Consider the following 17,260-nt stretch of genomic DNA (forward strand, 5'->3'; position numbering starts at 1 on the left):
CGATCAGCAGATGAAGCGAAGGGGATTATTATTTTGCGGCTTATTTGTCCTAGCCCTGATAATCGTGTATTTGCAGCCAGTATTCATGCAAAACGCTTCAGATTCAAGAATGACGATCGAGAACCCAATCAAAGCACCAACGACCATGAATTATGAACCAATCGCAGCCCAAGGATTAGCTGAATTGATTGGGGAGCCTGTTTCTGATTTTGAAGAAATCTACGGGCTTCCAGTTCAAACGTATCGCTCGGGCTACGAGTTTGAAATTCGGGTCTACAATCAATTAGACGATCAGCAATATGTTGAGATCAATACTGATGGTGAGAGTGTGCAGGCAATCAAAGTGATCGGCGCCGGGGGATCTTCCCTAGCGCCCTTTGCAATGGGCATGACCTTGACTGACTTGACTGAGCTGACCATGATTTATCCAAATTTTACCTTGACACAAAATGATCGCACCATCAGTTTTGAGTTGATGGAAGAAGATATGAACTACCGACCCTTAGTAGCGTTTGATAATGGGACATTTGCTGTTTTATTCTTTGATCAAGAGACGGCTCAACTGCAGGCGATCACTTACTTGGATCAGACGACCCTGCTTAAGTTAGCGCCCTATCCCTTGACAGAAGGAGAACGACCGCTGTTTCAAGTTTCGCAAACGATTGACCAAGCACAAGCTGATCTTGAAAAAGAGACGTTAGCCTTTGTCATTATTGATAAGCTTCGTAATCAAATCGGTTTGGAAAGCTTTGTACAAGATACCCAGACGCATCAAGATGCGGTCGGACTTTTAGCGGATTTGACGAATAATCTATCGGATCATTTGACCTCTCAACGCATCCATTCCTATCAACGTGCTCTTTCTTCGGAAAAAACGAGTAATTTTGTTTTGACGAACGATGAGTGGCAGGAGTTATTAGCAGCGAAGGAGTTAGAGGCTTCTGCTTCGATTTTTGAAGCGCCTGTCTATGATCCAACCTTTACTATTTTATCTTGGTTCAGTAACCCAAGATTTACTGAACGTTTGACCCATGAACAATCAGAAAAGATAGGAATTGCTTTTTCTGAAGCAAATATGGTAGTCTTAGTGCAAGAAGATGTAGAAGGGACCGAGGATAGTACATCAGATGATTTACGATGAAGCCTTTTTCGAGATTGAAGATCAAATCGATTCACTTGTAACGGCAATCAAAGCGAGTGAAACGTGTAGAAACTATCAAATAGCGAAACAAACCATGCATCAAGAGCCTGTTGCTCAGGAATTGATGCGATCGTTTATAGAAAAAAAGCTGGATTTTGAAAGAATTGAAGCGTACGGCGCATATGCCCCTGATTTCAAAGAGAAAAAGCGTGCGATGCGCACAGCTAAGCGACAGCTGGATCTCAATGAGCAAGTGAGCGAGTACCGCTGGAGTGAAACGCAGCTGCAGCGTTTGCTGGATGAACTGACCGTAGCGATTTCTACGTGTTTTTCACCAACTGTCAAAGTGGATGCTGGAAGTCCTTTTTTTCAATCAAAATCAAGTTGTGGAGGAAATTGTCATGCACGAGGATAAAACGCCTTTTACGATGCAGAAGCGTCGAGGATTGATCGTATGGGTCTACAGCCTACGTCAACTAAAAAATTTGCGTCGTTTTGGCTTCGTTCATTATGTATCACGCAAAATGAAATACGTGGTCATGTATTTGAACGAAGAAGAATACGAAAGCAAAAAAACAAAAATCGAGCAGTTTCACTTTGTTCGACAAGTTGAAGCTTCCTATCGACCAGATGTCGAAATGGATTTTGCTGAAAAAATTGGTACATCAGCAGCCTATCCAGTGAAAGATGAAGGGTTTGATATCGAAGAAAAAAATACGATGATTCGATTGGCAGAAAACGTGTAATAGAAAAGTGGGGGTGCCTTGAGTCACCGCCATTTTTTTATTGCTATTTATAGAAACAGTGCTATATTTGTATTTACGAAGATCTTGGAGGGAAAAACGCATGCGTGTAGTAGCCGGAGAATATGGTGGCCGCAGATTAAAAAGTCTTGCTGGAGATAACACTCGCCCCACGACAGACAAAGTAAAAGGGGCGATCTTTAACATGTTAGGGCAATATTTAGATGGAGGAGTTGTACTGGATCTGTTTAGTGGGAGCGGGGGCTTAGCGATCGAAGCGGTCTCTCGTGGTGCGGAGCATGCCGTTTGTGTCGACCGTAGTTTTCCAGCTATCAAAGTGATCCGTGAAAATATTGCAATAACCAAAGAACCAGAAAAGTTCACGGTACTAAAAATGGATGCCAATCAAGCCTTACGCCAGTTTGCAGCTGAGGGACAAAGCTTTGACTATCTATTTTTAGATCCACCTTACGCAAAGCAAGAGATCCTGCAACAGCTAGAAGCTATGCTGAAGGATGAATTGATTCGTCCGTTTGCTTATGTAGTTTGCGAAACAGATAAGTCCATCGTCTTGCCAGAAAAGATTGGTTCTTTGCATTTGATGCGCGCCCAAACCTATGGCATATCTGCGGTGACGATCTATAGAAATGAGGGATAACATGAAAAAGATTGCTTTATTTCCAGGAAGTTTTGATCCGCTGACGTCAGGTCATGTGGATCTGATTGAGCGAGGCGCAACGCTTTTTGATGAACTGATCGTGGGTGTTTTTACAAATACCAATAAAAAAAGTTTTTTTACAAGTGAAGAAAAAGTTCATCTAATTGAAGAAGCCCTCGCTCATATTCCAAACGTCAAGATTCTGGCGCAAGAAACGGAGCTGACGGTCACGATCGCGAAAAAACTAGGCGCACAGTTTCTGCTTAGAGGCATTCGCAGTGTGAAAGATTATGAGTATGAGCGGGACATCATGGAAATGAATCATCACTTAGAACCTTCCCTGGAGACCGTCTTTCTTTTAGCAGATGCAAAGCATAGTTTCATCAGCTCCAGTTTGTTGAAAGAAATCTTAACCTTTAACGGCGATGTTGCGGAATATTTACCACAAAATATCTACGATGCTATAGTAAAGAAGCGTGATACCAATGAATCTTAAATCAACGATCAAATATGTTCTCCTGTTTGTTTTAGCGCTGATCATCGCAGCCTGTGCCTTTTTGCCGATTCCATATTATATCGAGCAACCCGGTGCAACGATCGATTTAAAAGAATTGATTACCGTCAATCAAAAAGAAGACACCTCAGCTGGCTCCTTTTCTTTAACCAGTGTCGGGATTCGACAGGCTACCGTGTTTACGGCGATTGGAACGAAATTCAATGAATTTCAAGACTTGATCAGTGAGGAAGAACTTTTAGGCGGTGCGACAGATGAGGAGTACAATCGCATCCAGCGCTATTATATGGAATCCTCGCAAAATAGTGCGATTGAGCAAGCATTAAAGCTGGCAGACTTGCCTTATGAAATGACCTATAAAGGGGTCTATGTCATGGGGATCGATCCAAATTCCAGCTTTGCGGGGAAAATATCCGTGGGAGACACCGTCACCGCTGTCAATGGCAAAGAATTTAAAAGTAGCCAAGACTTTATCGACTATGTACAAAGTCAAACCATTGGTGATGAGATCACCGTAACTTACTTGCAAGATGGCGAAGAAAAAGAAGCAACAGGCAACTTAATTGAACTGGAAAGCAATCAAAAAGCAGGTATCGGTATCTCACTCGTCGATCATACAGAGATCACTTCTGATGAAGAGATCGTGATCGATTCTGGCAATATCGGTGGGCCTTCAGCTGGGTTGATGTTCACCCTTGAAATCTATGAACAGCTAACTGGAGATAACTTGCGTAAAGGCCATAATATTGCTGGAACCGGAACGATCTCAGCTGATGGGACGGTTGGTCGAATCGGTGGGATTGACAAAAAAGTAGCGAGTGCCAGCGAAAGTGGAGCAGAAATCTTTTTTGCTCCGGACGATGAAATCACTGACGAAGAGCGTGAAATAGATCCTTCCATTAAAACGAATTACGAAGAGGCAGTGGCAGCAGCGAAGAAGTTAGACACAGACATGAAAATCGTTCCGATCGCCAATGTCCAAGATGCATTGGACTACCTAGCAACACTAAAAGAAGCAAATTAAAACGGCACTTGCCGTTTTTTTTATTGTCTAAAGAATACAGTAGGCTCAAAGAAAAGGTTATGCTATACTTTTAGATAAGGAGTGTGAATCTAGTGGAATTAAAAAGACAACAACCGATCGTTGAAGCATATCATTTCGATATGAAACCGAAAGACAAAGAAATGGAAACAAAATTGAATGTCGGCTTTGCGCCGTTAAAAGTCAAAGATGAAGAATATATGGAAAAAAACAGTATTATTGGTGCCCGCTTAGAATTCCAATTGGTGTTCCCTGATTACGTTTTGTCAGGACGTGTCGGACAAGTCAATCATATTTTGAATCGCAAAGTCAATTCTGGAGAGGATTTGACGAAAGCCGAAACTGATCGCTTGGTTGAGCCCTTGTTTGATATCGTCAAACGCTTGACTTATGAAGTGACAGAGATCGTGACCGACAAACCAGGTTTACAATTGAACTTTAATACCAATTCGAACGCTGCGCAAGAAGCGAAGGAAGCAGACGAATAACGAGAAATAGGAGGGATGCCCATTGTTTTCCAATCAAATGCAAGTGATGCTATACGTCGACGATGTGACGAAAGCAGTTGAGTTTTGGCAAGAACTAGGGTTTGTGATCATTGAACAACAAACCGTTGATGGAACATCCGTCGTTGAAATCGCGCCATCAAAAGAGGCGGAGGCACATTTTGTCTTATATGACCGTGAGTTTATCGAAACACATTCACCTGAAGTCGCTTTGAATTCCCCATCGATCATGTTTTTTGCAGAAGATATTACGATACTTTATAAGAAGCTTTTAGAGATGGAAGCAGAAGTGGGTGAATTGATTCAGATGGAAGAACAACTGGTTTTCAATTTTGCCGATCCGGATGGCAATTATTTTGCTGTATCAGGAAAATAGCTTTTGTCGATCGTAACCAATCATTCGTCCTTTTGAACCCGACTTTATGTTGTCGTACTGTTCAGGACAAATGGTTGGTTTTTTCGTTTTATTGCAAGACATTTTACAGGCAAAGGTCTAAAATTGATAACAAGAGAATCAATTGCCTTTAAGGAGGAAATGACTATGCAAAACTATCTATATGCAATCAGTGATATTCATGGAATGGCCGATCTGTTTAAAAAACTTCTTACCGATTATGACCCTAAGCTCCATCAGCTGCTTTTGATTGGAGACTTAAATGATCGGGGGCCGAAGTCAAAAGAGTGTTTTTTTCTGGGAAAAAAGTTAGTCGAAGAATACCAAGCGATTTATTTACGCGGCAATCACGAGGAGTATTTTCTGCAATTTCTAAATGCCCCTGAGGATTGGTTTGCCGCTTACGTACGCAATGGCGGCAAAGAAACGATTGAAAGTCTTTTGCATACAGGCGCTACTGAGGAGTATTCGCCGACGGAAATCGCCTTAATGATCCGCAGTAGCTATCGAGACTTAATAGAGTTTTTGATGGAGCGACCGCTTTATTACGAATGGGGAAAGTATCTCTTTGTTCATGCGGGCGTGGATTTAAGTAAAAAAGATTGGCGTAAGACCGCAGACCATGATTTTATCTGGATTCGCGAGCCGTTTCATAAAGGAAAAAACCGTACAGGAAAAACGATCGTTTTTGGCCATACCATCACGCCCATGCTGCATGGAGATATGCAGACGACGGATCTATGGCAACAAGACGACAAAATCGGCATCGATGGCGGGGCAGTATTTGGTGGATCGGTGCATGGCGTGATTTTTGATGACAAAGGGATCGTTCAGGACATCGAATACCAAAATTTAGCAGGTCCTTGGCAACCAGACTTTTAAAAGTCTTTTTGATAAAAGACAAAAGCAGCCATAACAAGAGTCGCAAAAGCAACATTGTTTTCGTGCAATCTTGTTCGCTCAATGGCTGTCTTTTTTATGTTAAAATAGCAAAAGCAACAAAGGAAAGGTGAGAACAAATGGCAGAAATGAATCAAGAGGTACTTGATTTAGTAAAACAAGAATTAACCGCTTTTACCCAAAAACAAATCAGTACGGTGTTGCAGTTATTGCAAGAAGGAAATACCGTCCCCTTTATTGCCCGCTACCGTAAAGAAATGACGAATGGACTTGACGAAGTTCAGATTCGAGAAATTGAAGAGCGATACCAGTACTTAGAAAACTTAGAGAAACGCAAGCAAGAGGTTTTGCGTTTGATAGAAGAACAAGAAAAGCTAACGCCTGAACTATCACAGGCGATTTTAGCTGCGACAAAAATGCAGGCCGTCGAAGACCTGTATCGTCCTTATAAACAAAAACGACGCACCAAAGCGACGATCGCCAAAGAGAACGGCTTGGAACCATTTGCTCAATGGCTGTTAAGCTTCCCAAAAGCAGGTGACGTTCAAGAAAAAGCGGCCGAATTTATCAGTGATGCTGTTCCTACTGTAGAAGATGCCTTAGCAGGCGCGCACGAGATCATTGCAGAAGGCGTTGGTGATACTGCAGAGTTTCGTAGTTGGATCCGCAGCTATTACACAAACAAAGGACTGTATCAAAGCACGGTCAAAAATGCTGAAAAAGATGAAAAAGGCGTTTATGAAATGTATTACGATTTCCAGCATCCTATCAATAAGATGGTATCCCACCGAATTTTAGCCACTAATCGTGGGGAACAAGAAGACATCTTGAAGGTCGCCCTTGTGGCAGATGAAGAAAAAATCATGGATTACCTACGTCGTAAATTGATCACGAATAGGGATTCACCCGCAGCCGGTTTTGTTGAAGCTGCAGCTGCTGATGCGCTGAAACGGTTTATTTCACCAGCCATCGAACGAGAGATCCGCAATGAATTGACAGAAAAAGCTGACGAACAAGCAATTGCGATTTTTGGAGAAAATCTTCGCAATCTGTTGCTGCAGCCGCCATTGAAGGGCAAAGTCGTTTTAGGTTTTGATCCAGCGTATCGTACAGGCTGTAAACTAGCCGTCATTGATGAGACTGGAAAAGTACTAGCGATTGAAGTGATCTATCCTCATAAACCAGCGCCTATGAATAAGCGAGAAGCTGCCGGACCAGCGTTTCGTCGCTTATTACAAACCTATAAAGTCGAGATGGTCGCAATCGGTAATGGGACTGCGAGTCGGGAATCAGAGCAATTCGTCGCTGAACAATTAAAATTGATCGATCAAGAAGTATATTATGTGATCGTGAATGAGGCAGGCGCTTCTGTTTATTCTGCCAGTCCGATCGCTCGTCAAGAATTCCCTGATCTGCAAGTGGAAGAACGCAGCGCTATCAGTATTGGCCGCCGTCTGCAAGATCCCTTGGCAGAATTAGTCAAAATTGATCCACAATCCGTGGGCGTCGGACAATACCAGCATGACGTTTCGCAAAAACGCCTCGCTGAACAATTGGATTTTGTTGTTGAGACTGTTGTCAACCAAGTTGGCGTTGACGTCAATACCGCAAGTGCGGCACTCTTGCAGCATGTAGCTGGTTTAAATAAAACCACTGCTCAAAATATCGTGACTTATCGAGAAGAAAATGGTGTATTTACGCAGCGGAATCAACTGAAAAAAGTCCCTCGCTTAGGACCAAAAGCTTATGAACAGGCGATCGGCTTTATGCGGATACCTGGCGGAAAAGTCATTTTGGACAATACCGGGATCCATCCAGAAAGTTATGACACTGCCAAAGAAATTTTGGCGATCGCGGGTATTTCTTTAGCGGAGCTAGGGAAAGAGCAAATGGAAGAAAATAAAGCGAAACTTGCCCAACTACGCCCAGCGGAGCTTTCCGCAAAATTGTCAGTCGGTAAAGAAACCATCACGGATATCCTAAAGGCGTTAATGCAGCCAGGACGCGATATGCGTGATGAAATGCCAGCGCCATTATTGCGCAAAGATGTGCTGAGTATGGAGGACCTAAAACCGGGAATGGAACTGAAGGGAACGGTTCGAAATGTGATCGACTTTGGTGCTTTCGTCGATATCGGTGTCAAACAAGATGGACTGGTGCATTTGTCGAAGCTGAGCCGTTCGTTTGTAAAGCATCCGAAAGACGTTGTTTCCGTCGGTGATGTCGTAACCGTTTGGATCGAGCAAGTAGATGTCAAAAAAGGCCGTATCAGTTTAACCATGGTCGATCCGGGAAATGCAAAATGACCCAACAAGAATTGCAGCATTTGGTGGAAGAGCTGTCGCTGTCTGTTTTCAACAAACCATTCACGCATCGAGCGGTGTTTAATTCTCGCTTAAAAACAACCGGTGGCCGCTACCATCTAAGTGATCACCACTTGGATTTCAATCCAACCATGCTCACAGAACACGGGATGGAGGTTTTTATCGGCATTATCAAACATGAATTGTGTCATTATCATTTGCACTTAGCAGGTCTTGGTCACCGTCACCAAGATCCTGCCTTTAAAGCATTGCTGGCAAGAACGGGAGGCTTGCGTTATGCACCTCCTGCCAAAAGGACAGCCAAACATCGCTATCGATGCCAAAATTGCGGCTGCGAGATTCGGCGGCAGCGACGTGTGGATATCAAAAAATATGTTTGTGGAAAATGTCGTGGACATTTGCTAGAAATAGGAAATGATGAGAAAAGTCAAGTCGAAAAATAAAACTCGTTGCTATTTTTTTCATTTTGTATGATAATGTAGGTCGTGTGACAACCTGGTATTTGTCAATACACGCGTTTTTTTACGACGCGGATTTGAGAAAAGAGGATTATAATAATGGAAAATCAAAACAAAATACATCATTTTGTTGGAATCAAAGGTTCCGGTATGAGTTCATTGGCTTTGATTCTGCACGAAAAAGGCTACCAAGTACAAGGCTCTGATGTGGAAGAATATTTCTTCACTCAACGTGATCTAGAAAAAGCAGCGATCAAATTGTTGCCTTTCGATAAAGCAAACATTCAACCAGAAATGGTCATTATCCAAGGGAATGCTTTCCCTGACACCCACGAAGAAATCGTACGGGCAAAAGAACTTGGTTTAGAAGTTACTCGTTATCATGACTTTATTGGCCAATTCATTCAGCCCTATACGAGTATTGCGGTGACCGGTTCTCACGGGAAAACCAGTACGACAGGATTGCTTTCTCATGTCTTAAGCGGCATCCGTCCAACAAGTTTCTTGATTGGCGATGGGACTGGTCATGGGGAACCTGATGCGGAATTCTTTTCATTTGAAGCCTGTGAATACCGTCGTCATTTCTTAGCATATTCACCGGATTATGCAATCATGACCAACATCGATTTTGATCACCCAGACTACTTCCACTCGATCGAGGATGTCTTCTCAGCCTTTCAATCGATGGCAAGTCAAGTGAAAAAAGGCATCTTTGCTTTTGGTGATGATGAATACTTGCGTAAACTTGAAGCCGATGTCCCAATCTACTATTACGGCGTCAACGATAACGACGATGTCCAAGCAAAAAATATTGAACGCACCACCCAAGGTTCAGAGTTCGACGTCTTTATCCATGGTGAAAATATTGGCCATTTTGTCTTGCCAGCGTTTGGTCAGCACAACATCAACAACGCATTAAGTGTGATCGCTGTGGCTTACAAAGAAGGATTGGATATGAAAGAAGTTGCTGCTGAGATGATTTCATTTCCTGGAGTGAAACGCCGCTTTAGCGAAAAAATCGTGGCGGATATGACGATCGTGGACGACTACGCCCACCATCCTGCAGAAATCAAAGCAACGATCGATGGCGCTCGTCAAAAATATCCAGAGAAAGAAATTATTGCTGTCTTCCAGCCACATACCTTTACCCGCACGATCGCTTTGATGGATGAATTTGCGGAAGCATTGGATCTTGCAGACCATGTCTATCTATGTGACATTTTTGGATCTGCTCGTGAATCACGAGGAGATGTTAAAATTGAAGATCTAGGCAAGAAAATCCAAAAAGGCGGAACTGTGATCAAAGAAGAGAACGTATCTCCGCTATTGGATCATCAAAATGCTGTCGTGATTTTTATGGGAGCAGGCGATGTGCAAAAATTTGAAACAGCCTATGAAAAACTATTAAGCAATACAACTCGTAACGTATTGTAATCAAAGACTCTTGTGGCGTGTTTGCTGCAAGAGTTTTTTACATCTGAAGTTTTTGCAAAAGCAGCACCGCGAACTTGCACTTTTGTCGGCATCTGATAGAATATACTCAGATGAAACTATTCTTTTTGGAGGAATTAAATTTTGAATATAGGGAAACCGCGAAAAATAGGAAAAAGTATTGAAGATATCGAGGAAGGCGATTCGTTATCCTTAACAGAATCGATCGAAGACAATCAACTGTTGTTATATCTAGGGCTGACTAATGATGCCAATCCTTTGTATATACAACATGACTACACGCAAAAAACTGAGTACCAGCGTCCCATCGTACCATCCATTATGTTGATGGGGATCATCACCAGTGCCGTATCGAAACATTTGCCTGGTCCTGGCTCTCATGTAGTCAATTTTTCGGTAAACTTTATTGAACCTGTATATCATTATGAAACGTTGACCTTTGAATTCGAAGTGATCAAAGTGGATAAAATGAAAGACGTGGTAACTATTTCGGTTGAAGCGATCAACACAGAAGATCATCGTATTTTAGATGCTGTGGTCATGGTCCAGCCGCCAAAAGCAGTAGCAGAAAATGAGGAGGAACAACAAGATGAATAATTTAAATAATGAAACCGTCCAAGCCCAAGGCTTAAATCGCTTTTATTCAAAAGTGTATTTATTCTTCGGCATTGGGCTTGCGATCAGTGCGATCTCAGCCTATATATTTGGGGAAGTCTTTCAAGCGCAAACTCTGCAATTTATTGACAACTTTCCGCTAGGATTTACCGGTCTTTGGATCTTACAGATCATTCTAGTTATTGTATTAGGGGTGAAGGCGCAGAAAAATCCGTCCTTGACCGTTGCTGGCTTTTTAGTCTATTCGCTCTTGAATGGATTGACCTTGTCTGTGACACTGATGATCTATGACTTTGGATCGATCGTGGGAGCATTTGTTTCAGCAGCTGTCACTTTTGGTGTCATGTCAGCATTTGGGATCATGACCAAACGGGATCTAAGTGTAGTTGGTCGTATCGGCTATGGTCTGTTGCTCGGGATCATCATCTCGACGCTCTTGAATGTATTTATTTTACGCAGTCAACCGGTTGACTTTTTCTTATCGATCGTGACCGTCTTTGTCTTTATGGGGATCACCGCCTATGACAATCAGCAAATCCGCAATGTATACTTCGCAACGAATGGTGGCGCAAATACAGGAGTGGCCGTTTTCATGGCATTACAACTGTATTTGGACTTTATCAACTTATTCCTTGCGTTATTGCGAATCTTTGGAAAAAACAACTAAAAAAAGTGCGAGGAAACTCGCCTTTTTTTTTGTATAAAATGAGAGAGAAAACAAAGCAATTCATCGCTTTTGTGCCCGTTCTTTGATAGAATAAAGAGGAACTTTTTGAGAAAAGGAGTAATCAAATGCCAAAAAATAAATTACTACTCGTTGATGGAAATAGTGTGGCTTTTCGCGCGTTTTTTGCGTTGCATAATTCATTAGAACGGTTTAAAAATGCCAATGGGCTGCACACAAATGCCATCTATGCGTTTCATACTATGTTTGAAAATGTGATGGCAAAAGAACAGCCAACACATGTTTTAGTGGCTTTTGATGCTGGAAAAACCACCTTCAGGACAGCGATGTATGAAGACTATAAAGGCGGACGTTCAAAAACCCCTGGGGAATTTAAAGAACAAATGCCTTACATTCGCGAATTGATCAACGCGTTAGGTGTTCAATATTATGAATTAGATAATTACGAAGCCGATGATATTATTGGCACATTGGCGAATAAAGTCGACAAGGAGCTATTTGACGTTGTCGTTTTATCTGGCGATCGCGATTTGACCCAGCTGGCAACGGAGCACGTGAAAGTTGACATTACGGTCAAAGGAGTTAGCGAAATTGAAAGTTATACACCCGCTCATGTGGCTGAAAAATATGACGGCCTAACGCCCTTACAAATCATCGACATGAAAGGACTAGCTGGTGATGCTTCCGATAATATTCCTGGTGTCACCAAAATTGGTGAGAAGACAGCCATCAAGCTATTGAAGGAATATGGCTCCGTTGAGGGGATCTATGAACACATCGATGAAATGAAAAAAAGCAAGATGAAAGAAAACTTGATCAATGACCGTGAGATCGCCTTTCTTTCAAAACAGTTAGCAACCATCGATGTGGATGCGCCCATTGAGGTCGATGTCGACAAACTGAAATATGAAGGCAAAGACTTAGAGAAATTGGTGCCATTCTACCAAGAAATGAACTTTAATAGCTTCTTAGAGAAGTTGCAGATTACAGCTGAACCAGTTGAGATGGAAGACATTTTATTTTCGGTCGTTGAAGAAGTAACAGAAGATATGTTCCAAGGAGACACGGCATTGTATGTCGAGATGATGGGGGATAACTATCATTTGGAAGACATCGTCGGTGTTGCTTGGGGCAATCAAGAAAAAATTTATGTCAGCAATCGTGAAGAATTGTTTGAAAGTCCAGTCTTTACCAATTGGTTAAAAGACGAGGAGCGTAGAAAGTTCGTCTATGATGCCAAACGCACGTACGTGGCATTAAACCGATACACGACAGCACCAAAAGGAATCGCTTTTGATGTTTTATTGGCAGCTTATCTTTTAGACACGAATGATACGAATAATGACATCGCAGGTGTTGCCGCTCACTATGGCTATGATGCGATCCAATCGGATGAAGCGATTTATGGAAAAGGTGCGAAAAAAGGTCTGCCAGCGGATGAGGAAGACTTCTTTGCTCATTTAGCCCGTAAAGTAGCAGCGATTACGAACCTAACACCAAAGCTTACGGAAGAATTGGCAGCGAAGAATCAAACAGCGCTATTTGAAGAAATGGAATTGCCTTTATCAATGATTTTAGCTGATATGGAGATTACTGGAATCAAAGTTGATGCGTCTCGCTTGCATCAGATGAAGGGCGAATTTGCGCAACGGTTGCATGAAATTGAAGAAAAAATCTATGCCGAAGCTGGTGAAACCTTCAATTTAAACTCACCGAAACAATTGGGTGTGATCTTATTTGAAAAAATGGGCTTACCAGTCATCAAAAAAACAAAAACTGGCTATTCGACAGCAGTCGATGTGTTAGAACAACTAAAAGAGCAAGCACCGATCGTTGAAGACATTTTGACTTATCGTCAAATCGCTAAGATCCAATCAACCTATGTAGAAGGATTATTAAAAGTGATCCAAGGGGATGGCAAAGTCCATACACGATATGTACAAACCTTGACCCAAACTGGTCGATTAAGTTCTGTCGATCCGAACCTGCAAAACATTCCGATTCGTTTAGAAGAAGGTCGAAAGATCCGTGAAGCCTTTGTGCCACGAGAAGCTGATTGGGTGATCTATTCTTCTGACTACTCTCAAATCGAATTACGAGTGTTGGCACATATTTCAGATGATACCCATTTGAAAGAAGCCTTTATCGAAGGTCAAGATATCCACTCAAGCACAGCGATGCGAGTCTTTGGTATCGAAAAAGCAGAAGATGTGACCCAAAATATGCGTCGTCAAGCCAAAGCGGTCAACTTCGGTATCGTTTATGGTATTTCCGATTATGGCTTATCCCAGAATCTAGGAATCACCAGAAAAGCCGCCCAACAATACATTGATACGTATTTTGAAAAATATCCTGGTGTGAAAACGTATATGGAGGATGTGGTTCGTGAGGCGAAGGACAAAGGGTACGTTGAAACCTTGTATCATCGCCGTCGTTACCTACCTGATATCAATTCGCGCAATTTCAATATTCGGACTTTTGCGGAAAGAACCGCCATCAATACACCGATCCAAGGCAGTGCGGCGGATATCTTAAAGATTGCCATGATCGATTTGGCGAGACGTTTGAAAGAAGAAAAATTAGCAGCAACGATGCTGCTGCAAGTACACGATGAACTAGTCTTTGAAGTACCTGAATCTGAATTGCCTCGTCTTGACGCTTTAGTGAAAGAAGTGATGGAGCAAGCCGTTGCATTGCATGTCCCTTTACTGACAGACAGCAATTGGGGCAAAACATGGTACGATGCAAAATAAATGAGGTGAACAGAGGTGCCTGAATTACCAGAAGTTGAAACGGTCCGCAAAGGACTTGAAAAACTTGTTTTAAATAAAACGATCGAATCGGTCGAGATCCTTTGGCCGCGAATCATCGAAAGTCCTGAAGTGCCGATCTTTTCGGCACTGTTGAAAGGGCAACGTTTTGAAAAATTTGAACGACGTGGAAAATTTTTGATTTTTAAATTGACAGATTATGATCTGATCTCTCATCTACGAATGGAAGGCAAGTACGAGTATTTTGAGTCAGACCCGATTGTTGATAAACATACACATGTCATTTTCCATTTTACGGATGGCAGTCAGTTAAATTACCATGATGTAAGAAAATTTGGTCGTATGACTTTAGTGGATAAAGACCAAAGCGCAGCCTATAAAGGCATCATGCAATTAGGTCCTGAGCCTAAGCCTGAATTGTTTTTATTAGAAGCATTTGAGCAAGGATTGAAGCGGTCTAAAAAATCCATCAAACCCCTTTTGTTAGATCAAAAACTTGTGACTGGTTTGGGCAATATTTATGTAGATGAGGCGCTATGGCAAGCGAAGCTCCATCCTGAACAACCAGCAGATTCGCTCACCCCAGCAGAAGCCAACGTGTTGCATCAAGCGATCATCGATGTCTTGGAACGCGCCGTTGAAGCAGGGGGGACCACCATTCGGACCTATCTCAATGCGTTGGGCGAAGCAGGAAAATTCCAAATGTCATTAAATGTCTATGGCCAAACGGGCAATCCTTGCGGGCGATGCGGGACACCAATCGTCAAGACCAAGGTTGCCCAACGGGGGACGCACTTTTGTCCTCAGTGCCAAAAATTGCATGTGAGGTCCAGCAAATGAGTTTTGTCTTAGGGGTCACTGGCGGGATCGCCACCGGGAAAAGTACCGCAGTCGCGCATTTTCGCACACTGGGCTTACCGATTATTGATGCCGATATCATCGCCAGAGAAGTCGTTGAACCGAATACGGAGGGCTTGCAGGCGGTGACACAAGCCTTTGGTCCGCAGATTTTGACCGATGACGGACACCTGGATCGGCAAACCCTCGGTGCCCTGATATTTAATGATCCAGAAAAACGTCGCTTGCTGAATCAGACGCTGTCGCCATTTATTCGACAAGAGATTTTGTCTCAGATCGAAGAAAAAAGGCAGCAAGTGCCCTTGTTGATCGTTGACATTCCTTTGCTTTATGAAGCCGACTACGACCAATACATGGATCAAACCGCAGTCGTTTATGTGCCAGAAGCGCTTCAAAAAGAGCGGTTGATGGCACGTAATCAACTGAGTGAGCAAGAAGCGCAACAACGAATCGACAGTCAGCTTTCCATTGAGAAAAAGAAACAACGGGCCGATATTGTCTTTGATAATCAAGGAACGATCGCCCAACTCAATCAGCAGATCGATGATTGGTTAGCATCCTTAAACAAATAGATAAGACAGCAGGTTCCCTTCAGTAAAAGGGAACCTGCTATTTTATCTTTCAATAGCAAACCTAGCCCTATCATTTCCAAAAACAACTGGCGCTGAAACATGTCGGAAACTGTTTGGTTTGGAAAGTAAGACGATCGTGTATGAATGGTTAAATATCAAAGTACCAGCCCTGATTTATTTTGGGGTCACGATCACGCGATTGCTGGAAAAGGGGTGAAGAATGATCGGCTGATCATAAAAAGAGGTGAGAACCTCCTCAGTAAAAATCGTCTCTCGTTGACCAGCGGCGTGGACTTTGCCGTTTTTTAACATCAGCAAATGAGTGAAAATCGGTAGTAGCTCTTCCGTATGATGGGTAACGTAAAGAAGAGTCGGCGTATTCGGCAGCTGTGAGAAAGCCTCCAGACGGGTTAGCAGTTCTTCTCGCGCAAATAAATCAAGGCCCGTACATGGTTCGTCCAAAATGAGGATCTCTGGTTGTGCCATCATGGCACGTGCGATCATGACAAATTGTTTTTCCCCTTGCGAAAGGACGTGATAGGAACGATGGATCAGATGCGACAAACCTAAGTCAGCCAAAAGCTCTTTTGCTTGGATCAGCTGCTCTTCTTCGTAGGACTCATAAAGACCAATACTGGAATAAAGCCCCGAAAGAACGATTTCTTCGGCAAGATCGCGACCATAAAACTTGCTTTGCAGCGCTGAACTGACCCAACCAATGCGCCGTTGAAGATCGGGCACAGACGTTTTTCCGTAACGCTCCCCTAAGACCGTTCGTTGACCAGAAGAAGGCCATAAACTTCCCGTGATCATTTGGAGTAATAAACTTTTGCCAGCACCATTCAGACCTAAAATCGCCCAATGCTCATTTTTTTTCACTTGCCAATTGATTGCTTTTAATAAATAGTTCTTGTCGCGAACGAAAGAAACCTGTTGGAAATCGAGGATTGTCATCTATTGTCGAACCTTAGACAGGTTCTTCACCTCCAGTTGTATGAATATTCAGAAAATAATCGCTCATATTATAGCATAAAGAAAAACATTTTGCTGACTGTTTGGTATCGCATTCATATCTTTTGTCAGAAAACAGAATGCTTGTTATGATGAAACTATACAGGAGGGATGATAACTATGGGTACTTTTAAAGATGAAAAAGATGTGATCGTTGGCAAAGCCAAAGAAAAAATCGGTGAGTGGACCAACAATGAAGAACTTGCCCACTCTGGAAAAGAACAAGCACAAGAAGGTCAAATCAAGAAAGAGCACGATCAAAAACGAGTCAATGAACTAGATGATCAAAATGATGAGCGTGATGCCCGCAATGATCGAACCACCCCTGAAAATGTCAGCAGCGAAGAACTATTGCGAGCTGAAAATCCCGATGCAAATAAAATTTCTTCGAATGATCGACGGGATGCAGACCAGCTGAAGCATTACACAGGAATTGAAGATAAATTATAAACAAACATGGATGCCTTCGTCTTCTAGACGAGGCATTTTTGGGTTAATGAGACAAGAGAGGTTGAAAGACAACCACCTACACAGTTGACAATTTCTCAACCTCTCATTATAATCCATTAAGATCGCATGAAAAGCAGCAAAGAAATTGGGAGGTGGTCATCAAATG

General features: G+C 42.5%; 19 protein-coding genes. 18 read left to right on the top strand and 1 reads right to left on the bottom strand.

The genetic code is table 11. The annotated features are described in order from the left end of the window. Positions 1-10: 10 nt before the first annotated feature. From IGI73_RS07170 to coaE, 17 genes are all read left to right on the top strand, one after another. Positions 11-1,141 (top strand): CAP-associated domain-containing protein, encoded by a 1,131-nt coding sequence (locus IGI73_RS07170; protein ID WP_015509623.1) that lies wholly within the window; start codon positions 11-13, stop codon positions 1,139-1,141. Continuing rightward, positions 1,128-1,556 carry a YlbF family regulator gene (locus IGI73_RS07175; protein WP_428206298.1) on the top strand — a complete coding sequence of 143 codons (429 nt, stop codon included), beginning with the start codon at positions 1,128-1,130 and terminating at the stop codon, positions 1,554-1,556. The genes IGI73_RS07170 and IGI73_RS07175 overlap by 14 nt, the downstream gene beginning before the upstream one ends. Next, positions 1,543-1,887: a YlbG family protein gene (locus tag IGI73_RS07180; protein ID WP_005225986.1), complete on the top strand. Its 345-nt coding sequence runs from the start codon at positions 1,543-1,545 to the stop codon at positions 1,885-1,887. Before IGI73_RS07175 ends, IGI73_RS07180 begins: the two co-directional genes overlap by 14 nt. Positions 1,888-1,987: 100 nt before the next feature. Next, positions 1,988-2,542: a 16S rRNA (guanine(966)-N(2))-methyltransferase RsmD gene (gene rsmD / locus IGI73_RS07185; RefSeq protein ID WP_005225987.1), complete on the top strand. Its 555-nt coding sequence runs from the start codon at positions 1,988-1,990 to the stop codon at positions 2,540-2,542. Between the two features lies 1 nt (position 2,543). Continuing rightward, on the top strand, positions 2,544-3,038 hold the full coding sequence (gene coaD, locus IGI73_RS07190) for a pantetheine-phosphate adenylyltransferase (RefSeq protein ID WP_005231326.1): 495 nt from the start codon (positions 2,544-2,546) through the stop codon (positions 3,036-3,038). Beyond that, complete coding sequence (locus IGI73_RS07195; protein WP_428206297.1) at positions 3,028-4,080, top strand: SepM family pheromone-processing serine protease; 1,053 nt, start codon at positions 3,028-3,030, stop codon at positions 4,078-4,080. The genes coaD and IGI73_RS07195 overlap by 11 nt, the downstream gene beginning before the upstream one ends. Positions 4,081-4,172: 92 nt before the next feature. Next, positions 4,173-4,586 carry a DUF1149 family protein gene (locus IGI73_RS07200; protein WP_005225990.1) on the top strand — a complete coding sequence of 138 codons (414 nt, stop codon included), beginning with the start codon at positions 4,173-4,175 and terminating at the stop codon, positions 4,584-4,586. A 22-nt stretch (positions 4,587-4,608) separates the two neighbouring features. Then, positions 4,609-4,980: a VOC family protein gene (locus tag IGI73_RS07205; protein WP_015509625.1), complete on the top strand. Its 372-nt coding sequence runs from the start codon at positions 4,609-4,611 to the stop codon at positions 4,978-4,980. A gap of 165 nt (positions 4,981-5,145) precedes the next feature. Next, positions 5,146-5,880 carry a metallophosphoesterase family protein gene (locus IGI73_RS07210; RefSeq protein ID WP_005231330.1) on the top strand — a complete coding sequence of 245 codons (735 nt, stop codon included), beginning with the start codon at positions 5,146-5,148 and terminating at the stop codon, positions 5,878-5,880. 137 nt (positions 5,881-6,017) lie between these two features. Further along, entirely contained in the window at positions 6,018-8,204 is a 2,187-nt protein-coding gene (locus IGI73_RS07215; protein ID WP_016609520.1) for a Tex family protein, read from the top strand. Then, the gene (locus IGI73_RS07220; protein ID WP_142964882.1) at positions 8,201-8,665 is read left to right on the top strand and encodes a SprT family protein; all 465 of its coding nucleotides are present in this window, start codon (positions 8,201-8,203) and stop codon (positions 8,663-8,665) included. Before IGI73_RS07215 ends, IGI73_RS07220 begins: the two co-directional genes overlap by 4 nt. 114 nt (positions 8,666-8,779) lie before the next feature. Further along, a complete protein-coding gene (gene murC, locus IGI73_RS07225; RefSeq protein WP_005225995.1) occupies positions 8,780-10,114 on the top strand; it encodes a UDP-N-acetylmuramate--L-alanine ligase in 1,335 nt (444 codons plus the stop codon). Positions 10,115-10,255: 141 nt separating this feature from the next. Then, positions 10,256-10,729 carry a MaoC family dehydratase gene (locus IGI73_RS07230; RefSeq protein WP_005225996.1) on the top strand — a complete coding sequence of 158 codons (474 nt, stop codon included), beginning with the start codon at positions 10,256-10,258 and terminating at the stop codon, positions 10,727-10,729. Further along, positions 10,722-11,414 carry a Bax inhibitor-1/YccA family protein gene (locus IGI73_RS07235; RefSeq protein ID WP_142964883.1) on the top strand — a complete coding sequence of 231 codons (693 nt, stop codon included), beginning with the start codon at positions 10,722-10,724 and terminating at the stop codon, positions 11,412-11,414. The genes IGI73_RS07230 and IGI73_RS07235 overlap by 8 nt, the downstream gene beginning before the upstream one ends. 125 nt (positions 11,415-11,539) lie before the next feature. Further along, positions 11,540-14,185, top strand: a complete 2,646-nt coding sequence (gene polA, locus IGI73_RS07240; protein ID WP_428206296.1) for a DNA polymerase I — start codon at positions 11,540-11,542, stop codon at positions 14,183-14,185. A 15-nt stretch (positions 14,186-14,200) separates the two neighbouring features. Next, a complete protein-coding gene (mutM, locus tag IGI73_RS07245) occupies positions 14,201-15,043 on the top strand; it encodes a DNA-formamidopyrimidine glycosylase (protein WP_428206295.1) in 843 nt (280 codons plus the stop codon). Then, positions 15,040-15,633 (top strand): dephospho-CoA kinase, encoded by a 594-nt coding sequence (coaE, locus tag IGI73_RS07250; protein ID WP_428206294.1) that lies wholly within the window; start codon positions 15,040-15,042, stop codon positions 15,631-15,633. The genes mutM and coaE overlap by 4 nt, the downstream gene beginning before the upstream one ends. A gap of 174 nt (positions 15,634-15,807) precedes the next feature. Here coaE and IGI73_RS07255 read toward each other — a convergent pair whose 3' ends face one another. Continuing rightward, positions 15,808-16,587 carry an ABC transporter ATP-binding protein gene (locus tag IGI73_RS07255; protein ID WP_428206293.1) on the bottom strand — a complete coding sequence of 260 codons (780 nt, stop codon included), beginning with the start codon at positions 16,585-16,587 and terminating at the stop codon, positions 15,808-15,810. Between the two features lie 168 nt (positions 16,588-16,755). Here IGI73_RS07255 and IGI73_RS07260 point away from each other — a divergent pair, with 168 nt between their 5' ends. Continuing rightward, positions 16,756-17,094, top strand: a complete 339-nt coding sequence (locus tag IGI73_RS07260) for a hypothetical protein (protein WP_016609515.1) — start codon at positions 16,756-16,758, stop codon at positions 17,092-17,094. Positions 17,095-17,260: the final 166 nt, after the last annotated feature.

It is taken from the genome of Enterococcus sp. DIV0755f, assembly GCF_051713725.1.
In the GTDB taxonomy this organism is placed as follows: domain Bacteria; phylum Bacillota; class Bacilli; order Lactobacillales; family Enterococcaceae; genus Enterococcus_D; species Enterococcus_D casseliflavus.